The following is a 16,101-nucleotide window of genomic DNA, read 5'->3' as shown; positions in this document are numbered from 1 at the left end:
AAGGGGCCCGCCCCGAAGGCGGACCCCTTTGTGGCTCACGGCGTCAGTCGCGAACGCCCTTCACAGCGTCCTTGATCTTCTCGCCGGCCTGCTTGACGTTGGCCTTGCCCTGCTCGGCCTTGCCTTCGGCCTGCCACTGCTCGTTGTCCGTGGCGTTCCCGACGGCTTCCTTGGCCTTGCCCTTGAGTTCGTCGAGCTTGTTCTCGGCTTTGTCGTTCATCAGGGCCTCCATTCCTTGTCCGCTGCCCTCCGGTTACCCGGTCCGGCGGCCCGGAAACGGCGGATCCGTTGTGTCACCCGACACGTTTGACTCAGCCAGGTCGAGTTCCGCCCACACGGTCTTGCCGCCGTCGCGGTGCTCCTGGCCCCATGCCGCGGCGCAGGCGCCGATCAGGGCCAGGCCCCGGCCACCGGTCTCCGAGGGCGGACGCGGGGTGGCGGGTGTCTTGCCGGCGTCGTCGACCTCGATGCGCAGACGGCCAGGCCGCCGTAGCAGGCGTACCTGCCGGGGCCGCTCCCCGTGCCGCAGGGCGTTGGACACCAGCTCGTCCAGCACCAGGATCGTGTCCGTGAGGGCTGCTTCGGCGACGTCGTCCAGTCCCGCACGCGCCCAAGCACGGACCCGGGCCAGTTCGCCCAGGTCACAGCCCACGTCGAGGGCCAGGACTTCGACCTTTCGACCGGCGGGCGCGGCCTGATCGGTGGGCACGGGGACCTCCATGTTCTCGACGGCCCTTCGCGGGCTCGCGTGGAGCTAGTACCCCGAATGCCACGAACTTTAACGAGCAACCTGTCACCGCTCGCCACCCGTATGGCCACAGGGGTAGGCCGTTTTCGCGACAACGGCTTCACACCCCGGGCAGTTGTTCACCGGCCGCTCACGACGGCCCCAGAAGGGATGGGTGGCCCCGCAGAGCGCGGTGACCGGGTCACCGAGTCCGGGGTCCGGGTTGCAGACGGGGCAGTAGGCGTGCGCCGCCCGCTCGATTTCGGCTGTCATCCTTCGCCTCCGCGTGTAGGCCGTTATACATACTTTCGCCCCTGTTCAGCGTACGGCGTTACTTGTTCCGCGTTTTCCGGTTTACCCGGCCCCGAATCCGCGTGTCACCGAGACCGCCGGTCGGGCCGATTCGCATCCACGCATATTTCGATCGTCCGACAGAATGGATTAATCGCTTTTCTCATGACAATTACTTCGCCATTACCAATGCCTTTACTTACTGGTCTTTTCGAGTGATCGGCACTCATGATCACCTTCGGACAAAGACAGGTGGCACGCGGTGCCGCTAGCATTGCGAACGTTCCCGGACAGACTCGGCACGTCCAGTTCGCGCTGTCTGCCTCATTCACGACTTCAGTCGGGAGGTCGCGAGCGTGCGCTCGCCACGAAAAGCCAACGGAAACGGCATCGAAAACCACCACGACGAAGGCGCGGCGACCACTGCTCTACTGCGCCTCGGCCGCTATTTGACCCGCGCGGAGAGTTCGGCGGATCTGCACTCGGTCCATCTCACCGGCGGCCGGGAGGGCGACGCTTTCTACCGGGACCGCTGGAGCCACGACAAGGTCGTCCCGTCGACCCACGGCGTGAACTGCACGGGTTCGTGCCGCTGGAACGTGTACGTCTCCGACGGGATCATCACCTGGGAGAGCCAAGACCCGGACTATCCCTCCGTCGGGCCCGACAAGCCGGAGTACGAGCCGCGAGGATGTCCGCGTGGCGCCTCTTTTTCGTGGTATTCCTATTCTCCGACCCGGGTACGTTTTCCGTACGCGCGCGGCGTACTGGTCGAAATGTACCGGGAGGCCCTCGGAAAGTACGGTGATCCGGTCGTCGCCTGGGCTTCGGTGATGGACGACCCGATGAAGAGAATGGCCTATCAGCGCGCACGCGGAAAGGGTGGATTGGTCCGGGTCAGCTGGGACGAGGCATCGGAAATCGCCGCCGCCGCGCATGTGCACGCCATTTCCCGATACGGCCCGGACAGGATCGCCGGGTTTTCCCCGATTCCGGCGATGTCCATGGTCTCGCACGCGATCGGGTCCCGGTTCATGGCGCTGATCGGCGCCCCGATGCTCTCCTTCTACGATTGGTACGCCGATCTTCCGGTGGCCTCGCCGCAGGTGTTCGGCGACCAGACCGACGTCCCGGAATCCGCGGACTGGTGGGACGCCGCGTATCTGATGATGTGGGGTTCGAACGTCCCCGTGACCAGGACGCCGGACGCGCACTGGATGGCCGAAGCCCGGTACCGCGGTCAGAAGGTCGTCGTGGTCTCCCCCGACTACGCCGACAACACCAAGTTCGCCGACGAGTGGCTGGCCCCGCATCCCGGCACGGACGCCGCGCTGGCGATGGCCATGGGACACGTCATCCTCACCGAGTTCTTCGCCGAACGGCAGGTGCCGTACTTCACCGACTACGTCCGCCGCTTCACCGACCTTCCCTTCCTGGTCACGCTCACCGAACGGGACGGCGCGTACGTCCCGTCGAAGTTCCTCACCGCCGCCGACCTCGGCGACGAGGGAGCCGAGACCCAGTGGAAGACCGTCCTGGTCGACGACCGCACCGGGGAACCGGTCGTGCCCAACGGTTCGGTCGGCTTCCGCTGGAACGAGCACGACCAGGGCCGCTGGAACCTCGACCTCGGCGAGGTCGTCCCGCGGCTGAGCCTGCTCGCCGACCCCGGTCACGAAGGCGTCGAGGTGCTCTTGCCGCGCTTCGACGCGGACGGTGTCCTGCGGCGCGGGGTACCCGCCGTCCGGCAGGGCGGGCAGCTGGTCACCACCGTGTTCGACCTGCTGATGGCGCAGTACGGCGTACGGCGCGGCGAATTGCCCGGCCGGTGGCCGTCCGGCTACGACGATCCGGCGGAGCCGTGCACCCCGGCGTGGCAGGAGGAGATCACCTCGGTCCCGGCCGAGCGGGTCGGCCGGATCGCGAGGGAGTTCGCCGAGACCGCGGAGGCATCCCGCGGCCGCTGCATGATCCTGATGGGCGCGGGCACCAACCACTGGTTCCACTCCGACACCATCTATCGGTCCTTCCTGGCGCTGCTGACGATGACCGGCTGCCAGGGCCGCAACGGCGGCGGCTGGGCGCACTACGTCGGACAGGAGAAGGTGCGGCCGCTGACCGGGCACCAGACCCTGGCCGGCGCGATGGACTGGATGCGCCCGGCGCGGCAGATGATCGGGACCGCCTACTGGTACCTGCACACCGGCCAATGGCGCTACGACGCGCTGCGCAACGACGAACTGGCCTCGCCGCTGGCGGCGGGCAAACTCGCCGGGACCAGCGCCGCGGACACGCTCGCGCAGTCGGCGAGGCTGGGCTGGATGCCTTCGTTCCCCACCTTCGACCGCAATCCGCTCGACCTGGTCGACGAGGCCGACGAAGCCGGGCTCGACCCCGTCCGCCATGCCACCGAGCAGCTCCGCGAAGGCAAGCTGGGGTTCGCCGCCGACGATCCGGACGCGCCCGGAAACTGGCCGCGGGTGCTCACCGTGTGGCGGTCCAACCTGCTCGGCTCTTCGGCGAAGGGGCACGAGTACTTCCTGCGCCACCTTCTCGGCACCGACGCGAACCTGCGCGGCGAGGAAGCGCCGCCGGACGCGCGGCCGAAAACCGTGAAATGGCACGACACCGCCCCCGTCGGCAAATTGGACCTTATGCTGGCAATCGATTACCGCATGACCAGCACCACCTTGTTCGCGGATCTCGTGCTGCCCGCCGCCACCTGGTACGAGAAGCACGATCTGTCGTCGACGGACATGCATCCCTTCGTGCATTCGTTCAACGCCGCCGTCGATCCGCCGTGGCAGACCCGGACCGATTTCGAGGCGTTCCACACGATCGCGAAACGGTTCAGCGAACTCGCCGAACGGCATCTCGGGGTGCGCAAGGACCTCGTCGCCACGCCGATGACGCATGACACGCCCAGTGAGACGGCGCAGCCGGGCGGGGTCGTCCGTGACTGGCGTGACGGCGAGGTCGAGCCGATCCCGGGTGTCACCATGCCGAAGCTGACCGTCGTCGAACGCGACTATCCCGCCGTGGCGGCGAAACTGGCCACCCTCGGCCCGTTGCTGGAAAAGCTGGGCGCCACCAGCAAGGGCCTGACCTACGACGTCGGCGAGGAGGTGAACTGGCTGCGCGCGAAGAACGGCGTCGCGACGACAGGGGCCGCCCAGGGCCAGGCGCTGATCGACACCGACATCAAGGCCGCGGACGCCGTGCTCGCGCTGTCCGGCACCACGAACGGACGGCTGGCAACCCAGGGTTTCCGCGAACTCGAGAAGCGCGTCGGCACGGAGCTGGCCCATCTTTCCGCCGAACACGAAGGCAAGAAGATCACCTTCGCCGACACCCGGTCACGTCCGGCGCCGGTGATCACCAGCCCGGAGTGGTCCGGCAGTGAGAGCGGCGGCCGCCGCTACTCGGCGTTCGTGATCAACGTCGAACACGCCAAGCCGTGGCACACCCTCACCGGCCGTCAGCATTTCTTCCTCGACCACGACTGGATGCACGAACTCGGCGAGGCGCTGCCGGTCTACCGGCCACCGTTGGGCTCGCAGCACCTCTCCGGCGGTCCGGGGGACTCCGCGGAGGTCACCGTGCGCTACCTGACCCCGCACAGCAAATGGTCGATCCACTCGACCTACCAGGACAACCTGCACATGCTCACGCTGTCCCGCGGCGGGCAGGGGATCTGGATGAGCCCGGCCGACGCCGAAGCCATCGGCGCGAAAGACAACGACTGGATCGAGGCGGTGAACCGCAACGGTGTCGTGGTGGCCCGCGCGATCGTCTCCCACCGGATGCCCACGGGCACCGTTTTCCTTTACCACGCCCAGGATCGCGCGGTGAACGTGCCGCGCAGCGAGGCCACCGGGAAACGCGGCGGCACGCACAACTCGCTGACCCGGCTGCTGCTCAAACCCACCCATCTCATCGGCGGCTACGCCCAGCTCTCCTTCGGTTTCAACTACCTGGGCCCCACCGGCAACCAGCGCGACGAGGTCACCGTGATCCGCCGCCGTTCCCAGGAGGTGCGTTACTGATGCGGGTCATGGCACAGCTGGCCATGGTGATGAACCTCGACAAGTGCATCGGCTGCCACACGTGTTCGGTGACCTGCAAGCAGGCCTGGACCAACCGGACGGGTACCGAGTACGCGTGGTTCAACAACGTGGAAACCCGTCCGGGGCAAGGATATCCGCGCCGTTACGAGGATCAGGAACGCTGGAAGGGCGGCTGGGAGCGGACGTCGAAAGGCCGGCTGCGGCTACGCGCGGGCGGACGGCTGACCAAGCTCGCGAAGCTGTTCGCGAACCCGGAACTGCCGGAGATCGCGGACTACTACGAGCCGTGGACCTACGACTACGCCACCCTCATCGAGGCCCCGCTCGGCGACGACGTGCCCACCGCCGCGCCCCGGTCGGCCATCACCGGCGAGGCCACCCAGCCCACCTGGGGGCCGAACTGGGACGACGACCTCGGCGGCTCCACCGAACACGGCGTCAAGGACCCGATCGCCGAGAAACTGCGTGACGAACTCGGGATCAAGATCAAATTCGAGTTCGAACAGAGCTTCATGTTCTACCTGCCGCGGATCTGCGAGCACTGTCTCAATCCGTCCTGTGTGGCCAGTTGCCCGTCCGGCGCGATGTACAAACGCGAGGAGGACGGCATCGTGCTGGTCGACCAGGACCAGTGCCGCGGCTGGCGGATGTGCGTCACCGGCTGCCCGTACAAGAAGGTCTACTTCAACCACAAGACCGGCAAGGCCGAGAAGTGCACCTTCTGCTACCCGCGGGTGGAAGCCGGGCAGCCGACGGTGTGCGCGGAAACCTGCGTCGGACGGCTGCGCTACATCGGTGTCCTGCTCTACGACGCCGACAAGGTCACCGAGGCCGCGTCCGTCGCCGACGAGCACGACCTCTATCCCGCGCAACTCGACCTGCTGCTCGATCCGCAAGACCCCGCCGTGATCCGGGCGGCCGAAGCGGCGGGCATCCCGCACGACTGGCTCACCGCGGCTCGGCGTTCGCCGGTGTACCAGTTGATCCACGACTACCGGCTGGCACTGCCGCTGCATCCGGAGTACCGCACGATGCCGATGGTCTGGTACATCCCGCCGTTGTCGCCGGTGGTCGACGCGGTCAGCGGCAGCGGTCACGACGGGGAACACCGCGACAACCTGTTCGGGGCCATCGACGCCCTGCGGATCCCGGTCGAGTACCTGGCCGAACTGTTCACCGCCGGGGACACCGTGCCGGTCCGGCAGTCTCTGCGACGGCTGGCGGCGATGCGGTCGTACATGCGGGCGGTGAACCTCGGGCAGGAGACGGACGAGGACATCCCGGCCTCCGTGGGTCTCACCGGCGAGCAGATCTTCGCCATGCACCGGCTGCTCGCGCTGGCCAAGTACGACGAGCGCTACGTCATCCCCACGGCGGGCGTCGGGCAGGCCCACGATCTGGAGGGCATCGCCACCCGGTGCAGCCTCGACGTCGACGGCGGTCCCGGCATGGGCGGCGGGGAGTCCACAGTGGACCTGGTCAGCTGGGACGACGGAGCCCGCCCGGACGCGCTCTTCCCGACGCTGCGAGGGCGGAGCCGGTGAAACTCTTCCGCCCCCGGGCGATCCCGGTCCCGGATCACGCGGCGTTGCGCCAGATCGCCGGCTGGTGCCTGCAATATCCCGACGAAGCCGTCCTCGGCAAGGTCGGTCTGCTGCGCGCCTGCCTCGACGAGACCACCGGCCCCGGCCACGACGAGCTCACCCGCACGGTGGCCTATCTCGAACAGGGCGATCCCGGAGAACTGGCATCGCACTACATCGAGGTCTTCGACCGGAAACCCCGCCGGACACTGCATCTGAGCTGGTTCCTCGACGGCGACACCCGCCGCCGCGGCGAGACACTGGCCGCGTTGCGCCGGTTCTACCGCACCCACGGATTCGCGCCGGCCGAGAACGAACTGCCGGACTTCCTGCCGGTGATCCTCGAGTTCGCCGCCGCGGCCGGCGCCGACGCGGCCGGGCAGGTGCTCGCCCGTTTCCATCCGGCACTGGATCTCCTGCACCGCAATCTGTCCACTATGGACACCCCGTATCGCGACGCCGTCACCGCGGTGCTGGCGACCCTGCCCGCCACCCCCGCGCCGCTTCCCGCCGAACCCCCGGCCGAGCTGGTCGGCCTCGATCCCTTCCCCACCGGCGCCGGAGGTGGCCGATGAGTTCCGGACTGGACCTGCTGCTGTGGGGCGCCGCGCCCTACGCGTCGATCGCGCTGCTGGTCTTCGGCACGATCTGGCGGTATCGCCACGACAAGTTCGGCTGGACGACCCGGTCGAGTCAGCTCCACGAATCCCGGCTCTTGCGCGTGGCCAGCCCCGTGTTCCACATCGGGCTGCTGATGGTGATCGGCGGGCACGTGCTCGGCCTGTTCGTGCCGAAGGGTGTCACCGAGTTCGCCGGGCTCGACGAACACGGCTACCACCTGATCTCGCTGGTGATGGGCAGTGTCGCCGGACTGGTCGCGATCGGCGGGCTCGGTCTCCTGCTGTGGCGGCGGATCCGGGTGCCGGCGGTCCGGGGCGCCACCTCGATCAGCGACAAGTACATGTACGTGGTGCTCGTGCTGGTGATGCTCGCCGGGCTCACGAACACCTTGGTGGACAACGGACTCCGCGGCGGATACGACTACCGCGAGACGGTCGCGCCCTGGTTTCGCGGCATCCTGCTCCTCGATCCCCAGCCGGAGCTGATGGCCTCGGCTCCGCTGGACTACCGGCTGCACACCGCGCTGGCCATGGTGTTGTTCGCGCTGTGGCCGTTTTCGCGCCTGGTGCACGCTTTCAGCGCGCCGGTGCGGTACCTGCTCCGCCCGTACGTGGTCTACCGGCGCCGCGCCCCGGGCAGCGTCGGCACCCGAGACCCGCGCCGTGGCTGGGAATGACCCGCGCCCGCCGCACCGCCTACGTCGCGCTGAGTTCGTTCTGCTGCATCGTGTTCATCGGTCTCTGCGCGATCCTGTCCGGCGCTCCGCTGCTGTTCCCTTCGCTCGGGCCCACCGCGTTCCTGGTCTTCGCCACCCCGCAGGCACCCGGCGCGAGCCCGCGGAACACCGTTTTCGGTCACCTGGCCGGTATCGTCGCGGGGCTCACCGGCCTCGCCGTCACCGGGCTGCTCAACGCCGCCCCGGACCTGACGCATCCGTCCTGGCCCAGGATCGGGGCGGCCGCGATCGCGCTGGGTCTCACGTGCGCCGCGATGGCCGCGCTGGACATCCCTCACCCGCCGGCCGGTGCCACCACCTTGATCATCGCGCTCGGCCTGCTGCACACCACTCCGCAGATCGTCGCTGTCCTGGTGGGCGTCGTCCTCATCGCCTTGCTGGCGGTGCTGATCAACAAGCTGTTCGGCGTGCCCTACCCCTGGTGGCGTTTTTTGGCTCCGATCCCCGCACCGACTGACTCTCCGCGGATGAGTAGATCTACTCCCCGATAAGTGCGTACGAATCCCCGACCTGGGCGGATGTGGTTCACAGGTGACCGATTGCTGTCGTAGGGTCACGGAGACAGCACACGCGTCACCTTGGGAGGGGTGTGGCAGATGGCTGGATATGAAGCGGTGCTCGGAGAGATCGACGAAGCGGGCAAGGCCGCGGGGAGGCTGGTAGACGACGCCCGCGGGCTCGATGCCGCCGGTGTTGTTCCAGAGGGCGATGCCGGACTTCCCGGCACGCGATCGGCAGGCAAACTGGCCGCGTTGAAGTCCGCCTGGTCCGGCAAAGGCCAGCGGTGGGCCGGGGCCTGGGAGACGTACGCCGGCGACTTGGGCAAGGCCGTGGCGAGCTATCGCGCCAACGAGGCAGCTGCCCAGCGAGACCTGCATGTCATGGTTTCCCACGGCGGGCCGAAGGCTGGCTGATGGTCTCCTGGGGCGATCTTCGACGCTGGAACCCCAGTGTCCTTTCGACCATGTCGGCCGCGCTCAACGGCAAATACTTGCAGCTGCTCACCTGCTCCGAAGATTTCGAGGACGCCGCGATGCCGAGCGGTTGGTCAGGCACAGCGGCTACCGCGGCGGCCGGAGCATCGAGGCGGCTGATCGAAGAGGGCAAGGAGTGGGCGGCCGAGATCGCGGCTATCCGCCGAGCAAGTGGCGACGTCGCGGATGCCGCCACCGGTGTACTGGCCGGCCTCAAAGAGGCAGAAGAGCTGGCACGCGCCCACAACTTCTCCATCGGGGACAACGGCGCCATCACCGACCATGGCCTGCCGCCGGACATCCCGGAAGAGCAGCGCGAGGATGTCGAGCGAGAGCGGAAAGTCGTTGCTTCGGAGCTGGGCGAGCGCGTGAAGCAGACGCTGCTCTCCGCCGAGGACGTCGACAACGATTTCTGCGCCGTGCTCGACCCGGCGATCAACGGGCACACCATCGACGCCAGTGGCGAGGGCACCAGTCTTGCCGCGGCAGGGAACGCCGGCGAGGCCCTTGGCTCCTTGTCGATCCCTGCCCCGCCACCGGTCGACGCGGGCCCCGCGGCCAACGCCGCCTGGTGGGATTCCCTGTCGGAACAGCAGCAAAGACGCCTGACCGAGGATCACCCCGGCTTGGTCGGCAACCGGGACGGTGTGGCGGCGTGGGCCAGGAGCACGGCGAACATCGCGCTCTTGGCGGACGAGAAGCAGAAGCTGCTCGACGAGCGCACCGAACTCATGCGCCACGCCCCTGATGACCTCGGCCGCGATAGGCCGCTTGTCCGCGACTACCAGGAAAAGCTCGGCAAACTGGACGAACGGCTCGCTGCTCTGGGCAAGGTCGAAGGCCTCACGATGGGCCCGGACGGTAAGCCGCTACCGAACCGGCAGCTCATGTCGCTCGATATGAGCGGCGACAAGGTGAAGGCCGCGGTGGCCAACGGCGACGTCGACAAGGCCAAGCATGTCGCGGTCTTCACTCCGGGCATGAACTCGGCGGTCGAGACCAACCTCGACGGCTATGTGAACGACATGCAAACCGTGCGCGAGAGTGCCAACCGCACGGTCGGTGATCTCAGCGGCAAGTCGGTCGCGACGGTGACGTGGCTCGGCTACGAGCCGCCCGCTACCGACAAACTCGGCGACTACGTCGACGTCCTCAGCGGCGGCGCCGCGCAGGAAGGCGCCGAGAAGCTGGCCCGTTTCGACCAAGGGATCAACATGTCCCGTCCGGATGACCCGCATCTCACTGCCCTCGGTCACTCGTACGGCTCGCTGACCACCGGCATCGCGCTGCAGAGTGACACCGGTGTCGACGACGCCGTGTTCTTCGGCTCACCCGGCATCTCCGACCAACCGTACGGAGACGGCATCGGGAGCCGTTCGATCGACCGGCTGCATGTTCCCGAGGGCCACGCCTACACGCTCGAGGCGGATGGTGACGTGGTAGCCGACGTAGGCAACATCACGCATGGGCGATTCGGTGAAGACCCCGGCAGCATGGAGGGTATGAAGCAGCTGTCGACTCACGGAGCGACGTCGCTGCTCGACGGTCGGCCGCTGGCACCTTCTTCGGGGCACAGCGAGTACACCCTGACCACGCCGGATGGCACCGACAGCACCAGCAAGTACAACATGGCGGCGGTCGTAGCAGGCCGTCCTGACCTGACCATCTCGAAGTAAGCCCAGGTGAAACACATGAAGCACGCTGCTCGAACCACCAGCTGGATCGCCGGGATGGCGGTCGCCGTCCTGTTCACCGGCACGGCGTGCGACAGCAGCCCGGACTACCTCGACAACGACCACAGCAAGGACGGCATGTCGACCCAGCAGCAGTTCACCGAACTCCTCAAGCGGCCGGACGCCAAGCAAGCCCAGGCAACGTACGACCAGGCGCTCGCAGACCTGCGTGCCAAGATCACGGAGGCCTCTGGCTTCTCCACGTGGCAGCAAGGCACCGTGGCCGAGGTGTCACCCGGTTGCAACGCCTTCCGCGCGGTCGATGTCCACGACGTGTACACCGCCTACACGACGTGGGGCCTGCCAGACGTCATTCCGGAAGCCAGCTGGGCGAAGACAACGCAGGCGCTCACCGAAGCCGCGGGCAAACACGGCTTCACGAAGAAGGGCTTCGAAGTGAATCAGCCCCAGTTCCGGGAGTTCCATCTCCTCGACAACTTCGGCGCCGACCTGACACTCTCGACCGCAACCGGCACGACAACCGGCACCAGCACCATGCTGACGCTGAAGACCGGCTGTCACCTGTCGGCAGAAGCACATACGCGGGGAACACCGCGGCCTAGCGGAAGCTAGTGGTTACAACGAATCCGTTAGCTCCGGCGCACTCCTCGGCAAGCTGTTCGGCGTCCCCTACCCCTGGTGGCGTTTCCTGGCGGACGCGAGATCTCCCGTGGCCTCACGCCGATAGGTATAGACGACAAGCCCCTCGCTGAACTTGGCCACCTTGTCGTACAACGCGCGAGCCGGGGAATCGACCAGCGTGTTCCAGTAGAGCCGAGGAAAACCGTTCCGCTCGGCGTCTCGCGCCACCCACTCGATCATCGCGGTCGCGACCCCTCGCCGCCTGACTTCCGCGTCCACGAACAGGTCCGCCAGATAACACCTCGCGTTTCCCCAGACACCCGCGTGGAAAACGTAATGCGCGATCCCGACCATGGTCCCGTCCAGCCGTGCGGCGATCCCGATGGCCTGTTCCCCGCCGTCGAGCAGTCGCCGCCAGGTCCGTTCGTAGGCCTCGTCGCCGCGCTCGACCCCGCCGTAGGCGTCGTGGCCGCGGGCCAGCACTTCCCATTGGGCACGGTCGGATGCGTCCAGGAAGCTGATCTCCACCATGGCGACCATCCTGCCCGATCCCTTCGCGCCTCCCCGTGAGCGGCCGTCCCCCGATCGTGGTTCGCCACCGCCCTGAATGGCCGCTATCCGGCCCCGGCGTCCGGTTCTATCGTTCGGACGCATGGCAAGCGACTTGCAGCGGCGCAAGATCTCGGGGGTTTTCGCCGCGATGGACGTCGACGGTGACGGTTTCCTTCAGGAGAACGACTTCCAGGAACTGGCCGAGCGCTGGGCGCGGCGGCGCGGCCCGGCGAACGCCAAGTCCCTGACCGGGATCATGCTCAGCTGGTGGACGACGTTGCTGGCGGCGTCGGATCTCGACCGCGATGACAAGGTCACCCTCGACGAGGTCCTGTTGGTGGTGGACAAGCTGCCGGGCATGCCCGAAGCCGTGACCGCGACCGCCGACGCGATGTTCGAAGCGATCGACGAGAACGGGGACGGCCTGATCTCCGCGGCGGAGTACCGGCAGTTGATCGAGGTCTGGAACGGCCGCCCCACCGACACCGACGCCACTTTCCCGCTGCTGGACTCCGATGGCGACGGAATGCTGTCCCGGGACGAATTCGCCGCGCTGTGGCTGGAGTTCTGGGCGGGCGACGACGCCGAAGCGCCGGGCACCCTCGTCTTCGGGCCCCTCGCCGCCTGACGCGCGTCCGGTCGCGGCTTTCGGGCCGACCCGGCGGCCATACGGGCCATACCGCGCCGAGTATGACCTCGCGGCCACCCTGCCCGGCACAGGATGGCAGGCGTGGACGAGGTGACCGAGCGGATCCTGGAGCGTGTCACCGGCGCGGGCGCGCCCTGCGTCTGGGTGACCGGGCCGGCGGGCGTCGGCCGGACCACGCTGCTCGCCCGGTTGTCCGAGCGGCTTTCCGCTTCGGGGCGGGGGATTTCGATCGTCCGCTTCACGCCGGACGGGGACCTCGCGCCCGGCGTCGATCCGTGGCCCTCACTCGCGACGGACGACGGGCACGTCCTGATGATCGACGACACCCAGTGGATGGGCTCCGATTCCCTCGCCGTCCTGGAGGCGTCGATCCGCCGTCTGGGCGGGACGTCGACGCGGGTGATCTGCGCGACCCGCACCCCGGTCCGGGACGCGGCCGGAAGAGTCGCCACCGTACGGCGGCTGCGGTCCGACGGTCTCGTGGAGCCGATGCGGCTGCTGCCCTTGAAGGCCGAAGAGATCACCGGGGCGGTCGTCGAGGCGATCGGCGCCGTTCCGAGCACTCCGCTGCGAGACCGGTTGCACGAGCTGAGCCGAGGGGTGCCCGCCGCGCTGCGCCAGGCGTTGGACCTGCTGCGCGCGCAGAGCGCGATCCGGATCGTCGACCGGCGCGCGTACCTCGTCCCCGGCACCATGGTGCCACTGCGGTCCATGCACCTGGACCCCGAGCGGCTCGCGGTCGCGAAGGCGGCCGCCGTCCTGCATCCGCTCGGCGAGGCGATGCCGTCGCTGATCAGCGAACTGCTGGCGCAGGATCTCGCGGAAACCCTTGCGACACTGGAGAATCTGCGCGCCGACGGCGTACTGCACCGCGGTGGCGGCTGGCGGTTCACCGTGCCGGTGGTGGCCTACGCGCTGATCGCCGAACTCGGGCCCTTCGAGCGACGGCGCTTCTCCGCGGCCGCCGTCACCGCGTTGTGGAACGGGACCGCGCACACCTCCGCCCCGTACTACCTTCCCGACCGGATCGCCGAAGCGGGCAAGCTGATCGACCCGCGGCGCGCGCTCGCCGAACTACTCGACAACGCGGCGTTCCTGCCCGACGACCAGACCACCCGCGGCGCGCGGTGGCTGCGTGCCTCCGTCGAACTGACCGAAGACCGGCCGCAGCGGGCGCGGGTGACCCTCCTCCACACCATGTGGAGCCATCTGAACGGCGACCACGAACAAAGTCTCGCGGGGACGCGGCGGTTGCTGGAGGAATTCCCCGACCGCCTTTCCGCCGACGCGGCGCAGGAGGCGCAGTCGATCGCCGTCTGCGCGCTGCACAACTCCGGCAACACGGCCGAACTGGCGAGGATCGCCATGAACCCGCCGGAATGGTCGGTGGCGTCGAGCGCGATCGCGCTGAGCCTGCTCGACCGGTGGGCGGAAGCGGCCGAACTCCTGGCGGAGAACGATTCCTGGCGCACCGAGTCGACGGTTTCCGCGATGCTGGGCGAACTCTTCGGCGGCCTCGCCGAACTCTGGGCCGGCCGCTCCGCGCGGTTCGGGGCGAACCTGACCGAACGCGAGCGATGGCCGTTGAGGACGGCGAGACGGCACCGGAACGACCAGATCACCTCGTACGTCACCGCGTTGCTGGTGCTGGGCGAACGGGCACGCGCGGAAAAGCTGCTCGCCGACGAGTCCTTCCCCGAGACCGGCCTGCGCGACGGCGAACGGTCGATGCTCGCGGCGATGCGCGGCGACCCCTCGCGCGCCGTCGACTTCGCCCACCGCAGCGTCGCCGACCGGTCCCGGCGCGGCTACGACACCGGCTCGGCCGCGATGCACCTGGTGACCGTGTCGGTCCTGCTGTCACAAGGCCGGTTCAGCGCGGCACGGGAACTGCTGACCGCCGCCCGCGCCACGGCGCCGATGCTGGCGCATCTGCTCGACATCGCCGAGGCCCGGGTCGACATGGCGCTCGGCGAGACCGACCGCGCCGCCCGGCGCCTGCACGCGGCCACCTGCGGACTCGCCGTCGGCACGGAGATCGCCTGGGCGGATCTCGCCGAACTGGCGTTGCGGAGGAACGACCGGGCCGGGGCGAAGAAGGCACTCGACGCGCTGGAGGACCTCGCTTCCGCGATGCCGACCGGACGGGTGCTGCTGTATCGCCACCTGGTCCGGGCCTGCCTCGGCCAGGAACCCGCCGGTGAGACCCTCTGGCTGGCCCGCGAACGCGACCAGCCGCACGAACTGGCGGTCGCGGCCGAACGCCTGGTCCGCCACGGAGCGACGGATCCCAAGGTGCTCACCGAGGTGTACGAGGTGCTCGGTTCGCTCGACGCGCTGCTGCACCGCGCCCGGGTGCGCAGCCTGATGCGGAAGAACGGGATCGAGATCCCCGGCGGCCAGGAGGAAACGGTCGCCGAGAACGAGCACCTGCTGGCGCTCCTGGCAGGCGAAGGACTGACGAACGAACAGCTGGCGACGGCGTTGCAGACGAGTCAGAAGAGTGTCGAGGGGCGGTTGAGCCTGCTGTTCACACGGACCGGCTACCGCTCCCGGATCGAACTGGCCACGGCGCTGCTGAACGGCCGATACGCCTCGTGAACGAACCTGATCCCCGGGTGGCCGTCTACGCGGCCGATCCGCTGACCCGGGCGGGCCTGGTCGGCATGCTGGCGCAGGCCCTCGACGTGGTGCCGCCCGGTGGCCGGGGCGCGGACGTGCTGGTGGCCGCCGAAGACCCGGTCGACCACGAACTCCCGGTGCTCCGGCTGGCGGTCGCCGAACAAGGCGCCCTGCCCGGCGTCCTGATCGCCGGGCCGCTCCCGCCGTCCGGGCATCGCTCGGCCGCGACCTCCGGGGTGCGCAGCCTGCTGCCGCATCAAGCCGTCCGGCCGGAGCGGCTGATCGCGGAGGTCGTGGCCGCGCGGTCTTCGGCCGAGACCTCCGCCGGGCTGCTGGCCGCCGGATACGACTCGCTGGTGGACTGCCCGGCGCGGTCGTCGCGGTTCCACGACCGCGAGATCCGTGTGCTGCGGCTGATCGCGGAGGGCAAGGACACCGCGGAGATCGGCGCGGCGATGGGCTACTCCCAGCGCACCATCAAGAACATCCTGCACCACGCGCAGCGGCGGCTGGCGCTGCGGAACCGGGCGCAAGCCGTCGCCGAAGCCATCCGGGCGGGGTTGATCTGAGCGTGGCAGGAGGTCCTTCACGGACAGCGGAAGGTGTGAAGGTCGAGTTCCTCGGCTGAGGCGAGGAAGGGAGCCTTCACATACGCCCCGTGACTGCTGTGGTTACCGGCGCACCTGAGGCGATCTGCGAGGTCCGTGAAGGCCTCCTTGCCTACCCTGAAGGTAGTGAAGGAGGCCTTCACGGACCTTGTGATCACCACTTTCACCCCAGACGCACCAGCAACCACAGCGGCCGCGCGTGAAGGCCCCCTTCACGCGGCTCAGCCGAGGAAACCCGCCCTTCACACCTTCCCCAGTACATGAAGGCCCCCTTCCTTACGCCTAGCGCAAGGAAGGGGGCCATCATGTACTGGCAAGCGGACAGGAAGCGCCTGTGGCCCGGGAAAGCTAGATGA

General features: G+C 68.4%; 15 protein-coding genes. 11 read left to right on the top strand and 4 right to left on the bottom strand.

Going from position 1 to position 16,101, the window contains the following annotated elements:
* Positions 1-43: 43 nt before the first annotated feature.
* The 3 genes from ACFWMR_RS23170 to ACFWMR_RS23160 all read right to left on the bottom strand — a co-directional run bounded on the left by ACFWMR_RS23170 (position 44) and on the right by ACFWMR_RS23160 (position 1,000).
* Positions 44-220 (bottom strand): CsbD family protein, encoded by a 177-nt coding sequence (locus ACFWMR_RS23170; RefSeq protein WP_093938376.1) that lies wholly within the window; start codon positions 218-220, stop codon positions 44-46.
* A gap of 33 nt (positions 221-253) precedes the next feature.
* Positions 254-709, bottom strand: coding sequence for an ATP-binding protein (locus ACFWMR_RS23165; RefSeq protein ID WP_378379852.1), 456 nt, complete (start codon positions 707-709; stop codon positions 254-256).
* Positions 710-793: 84 nt separating this feature from the next.
* Positions 794-1,000: a hypothetical protein gene (locus tag ACFWMR_RS23160; RefSeq protein ID WP_378379851.1), complete on the bottom strand. Its 207-nt coding sequence runs from the start codon at positions 998-1,000 to the stop codon at positions 794-796.
* 374 nt (positions 1,001-1,374) lie between these two features.
* Between ACFWMR_RS23160 and ACFWMR_RS23155 the strand changes: the two genes are divergently transcribed.
* From ACFWMR_RS23155 to ACFWMR_RS23120, 8 genes are all read left to right on the top strand, one after another.
* The gene (locus tag ACFWMR_RS23155) at positions 1,375-5,064 is read left to right on the top strand and encodes a nitrate reductase subunit alpha (protein ID WP_378379850.1); all 3,690 of its coding nucleotides are present in this window, start codon (positions 1,375-1,377) and stop codon (positions 5,062-5,064) included.
* Complete coding sequence (gene narH, locus ACFWMR_RS23150) at positions 5,064-6,629, top strand: nitrate reductase subunit beta (protein WP_378379849.1); 1,566 nt, start codon at positions 5,064-5,066, stop codon at positions 6,627-6,629. The genes ACFWMR_RS23155 and narH overlap by 1 nt, the downstream gene beginning before the upstream one ends.
* Positions 6,626-7,243: a nitrate reductase molybdenum cofactor assembly chaperone gene (narJ, locus tag ACFWMR_RS23145; RefSeq protein WP_378379848.1), complete on the top strand. Its 618-nt coding sequence runs from the start codon at positions 6,626-6,628 to the stop codon at positions 7,241-7,243. The genes narH and narJ overlap by 4 nt, the downstream gene beginning before the upstream one ends.
* Positions 7,240-7,965, top strand: a complete 726-nt coding sequence (gene narI / locus ACFWMR_RS23140; RefSeq protein WP_378379847.1) for a respiratory nitrate reductase subunit gamma — start codon at positions 7,240-7,242, stop codon at positions 7,963-7,965. The genes narJ and narI overlap by 4 nt, the downstream gene beginning before the upstream one ends.
* Positions 7,962-8,516, top strand: a complete 555-nt coding sequence (locus ACFWMR_RS23135; protein ID WP_378379846.1) for an HPP family protein — start codon at positions 7,962-7,964, stop codon at positions 8,514-8,516. The genes narI and ACFWMR_RS23135 overlap by 4 nt, the downstream gene beginning before the upstream one ends.
* A 105-nt stretch (positions 8,517-8,621) precedes the next feature.
* The gene (locus ACFWMR_RS23130) at positions 8,622-8,939 is read left to right on the top strand and encodes a hypothetical protein (protein WP_378379845.1); all 318 of its coding nucleotides are present in this window, start codon (positions 8,622-8,624) and stop codon (positions 8,937-8,939) included.
* Complete coding sequence (locus ACFWMR_RS23125; RefSeq protein WP_378379844.1) at positions 8,939-10,675, top strand: alpha/beta hydrolase; 1,737 nt, start codon at positions 8,939-8,941, stop codon at positions 10,673-10,675. The genes ACFWMR_RS23130 and ACFWMR_RS23125 overlap by 1 nt, the downstream gene beginning before the upstream one ends.
* Before the next feature lie 54 nt (positions 10,676-10,729).
* The gene (locus ACFWMR_RS23120; protein ID WP_378379843.1) at positions 10,730-11,305 is read left to right on the top strand and encodes an LppA family lipoprotein; all 576 of its coding nucleotides are present in this window, start codon (positions 10,730-10,732) and stop codon (positions 11,303-11,305) included.
* A 57-nt stretch (positions 11,306-11,362) separates the two neighbouring features.
* On the opposite strand, the gene ACFWMR_RS23115 is transcribed toward ACFWMR_RS23120, so the two are convergent.
* A complete protein-coding gene (locus tag ACFWMR_RS23115) occupies positions 11,363-11,845 on the bottom strand; it encodes a GNAT family N-acetyltransferase (RefSeq protein WP_378379842.1) in 483 nt (160 codons plus the stop codon).
* A gap of 121 nt (positions 11,846-11,966) precedes the next feature.
* On the opposite strand from ACFWMR_RS23115, the gene ACFWMR_RS23110 reads away from it, so the two are divergent.
* From ACFWMR_RS23110 to ACFWMR_RS23100, 3 genes are all read left to right on the top strand, one after another.
* The gene (locus tag ACFWMR_RS23110; RefSeq protein WP_208636109.1) at positions 11,967-12,494 is read left to right on the top strand and encodes an EF-hand domain-containing protein; all 528 of its coding nucleotides are present in this window, start codon (positions 11,967-11,969) and stop codon (positions 12,492-12,494) included.
* Positions 12,495-12,587: 93 nt separating this feature from the next.
* Positions 12,588-15,116, top strand: coding sequence for a hypothetical protein (locus tag ACFWMR_RS23105; protein WP_378379841.1), 2,529 nt, complete (start codon positions 12,588-12,590; stop codon positions 15,114-15,116).
* Entirely contained in the window at positions 15,113-15,706 is a 594-nt protein-coding gene (locus ACFWMR_RS23100; RefSeq protein ID WP_378379840.1) for a helix-turn-helix transcriptional regulator, read from the top strand. The genes ACFWMR_RS23105 and ACFWMR_RS23100 overlap by 4 nt, the downstream gene beginning before the upstream one ends.
* Positions 15,707-16,101: the final 395 nt, after the last annotated feature.

Source organism: Amycolatopsis thailandensis, from assembly GCF_042723255.1.
Taxonomy (GTDB): domain Bacteria; phylum Actinomycetota; class Actinomycetes; order Mycobacteriales; family Pseudonocardiaceae; genus Amycolatopsis; species Amycolatopsis thailandensis.
This window is presented reverse-complemented; position numbering and strand designations above follow the sequence as displayed.

What these genes read in the sequence shown, in the direction of transcription:
- ACFWMR_RS23170 (WP_093938376.1), bottom strand. Translation starts at nt 220, where the DNA reads ATGAACGACAAAGCCGAGAACAAGCTCGACGAACTCAAGGGCAAGGCC.
- ACFWMR_RS23160 (WP_378379851.1), bottom strand. Translation starts at nt 1,000, where the DNA reads ATGACAGCCGAAATCGAGCGGGCGGCGCACGCCTACTGCCCCGTCTGC.
- narH (WP_378379849.1), top strand. Translation starts at nt 5,064, where the DNA reads ATGCGGGTCATGGCACAGCTGGCCATGGTGATGAACCTCGACAAGTGC.
- narI (WP_378379847.1), top strand. Translation starts at nt 7,240, where the DNA reads ATGAGTTCCGGACTGGACCTGCTGCTGTGGGGCGCCGCGCCCTACGCG.
- ACFWMR_RS23135 (WP_378379846.1), top strand. Translation starts at nt 7,962, where the DNA reads ATGACCCGCGCCCGCCGCACCGCCTACGTCGCGCTGAGTTCGTTCTGC.
- ACFWMR_RS23130 (WP_378379845.1), top strand. Translation starts at nt 8,622, where the DNA reads ATGGCTGGATATGAAGCGGTGCTCGGAGAGATCGACGAAGCGGGCAAG.
- ACFWMR_RS23125 (WP_378379844.1), top strand. Translation starts at nt 8,939, where the DNA reads ATGGTCTCCTGGGGCGATCTTCGACGCTGGAACCCCAGTGTCCTTTCG.
- ACFWMR_RS23120 (WP_378379843.1), top strand. Translation starts at nt 10,730, where the DNA reads ATGGCGGTCGCCGTCCTGTTCACCGGCACGGCGTGCGACAGCAGCCCG.
- ACFWMR_RS23115 (WP_378379842.1), bottom strand. Translation starts at nt 11,845, where the DNA reads ATGGTGGAGATCAGCTTCCTGGACGCATCCGACCGTGCCCAATGGGAA.
- ACFWMR_RS23110 (WP_208636109.1), top strand. Translation starts at nt 11,967, where the DNA reads ATGGCAAGCGACTTGCAGCGGCGCAAGATCTCGGGGGTTTTCGCCGCG.
- ACFWMR_RS23105 (WP_378379841.1), top strand. Translation starts at nt 12,588, where the DNA reads ATGGCAGGCGTGGACGAGGTGACCGAGCGGATCCTGGAGCGTGTCACC.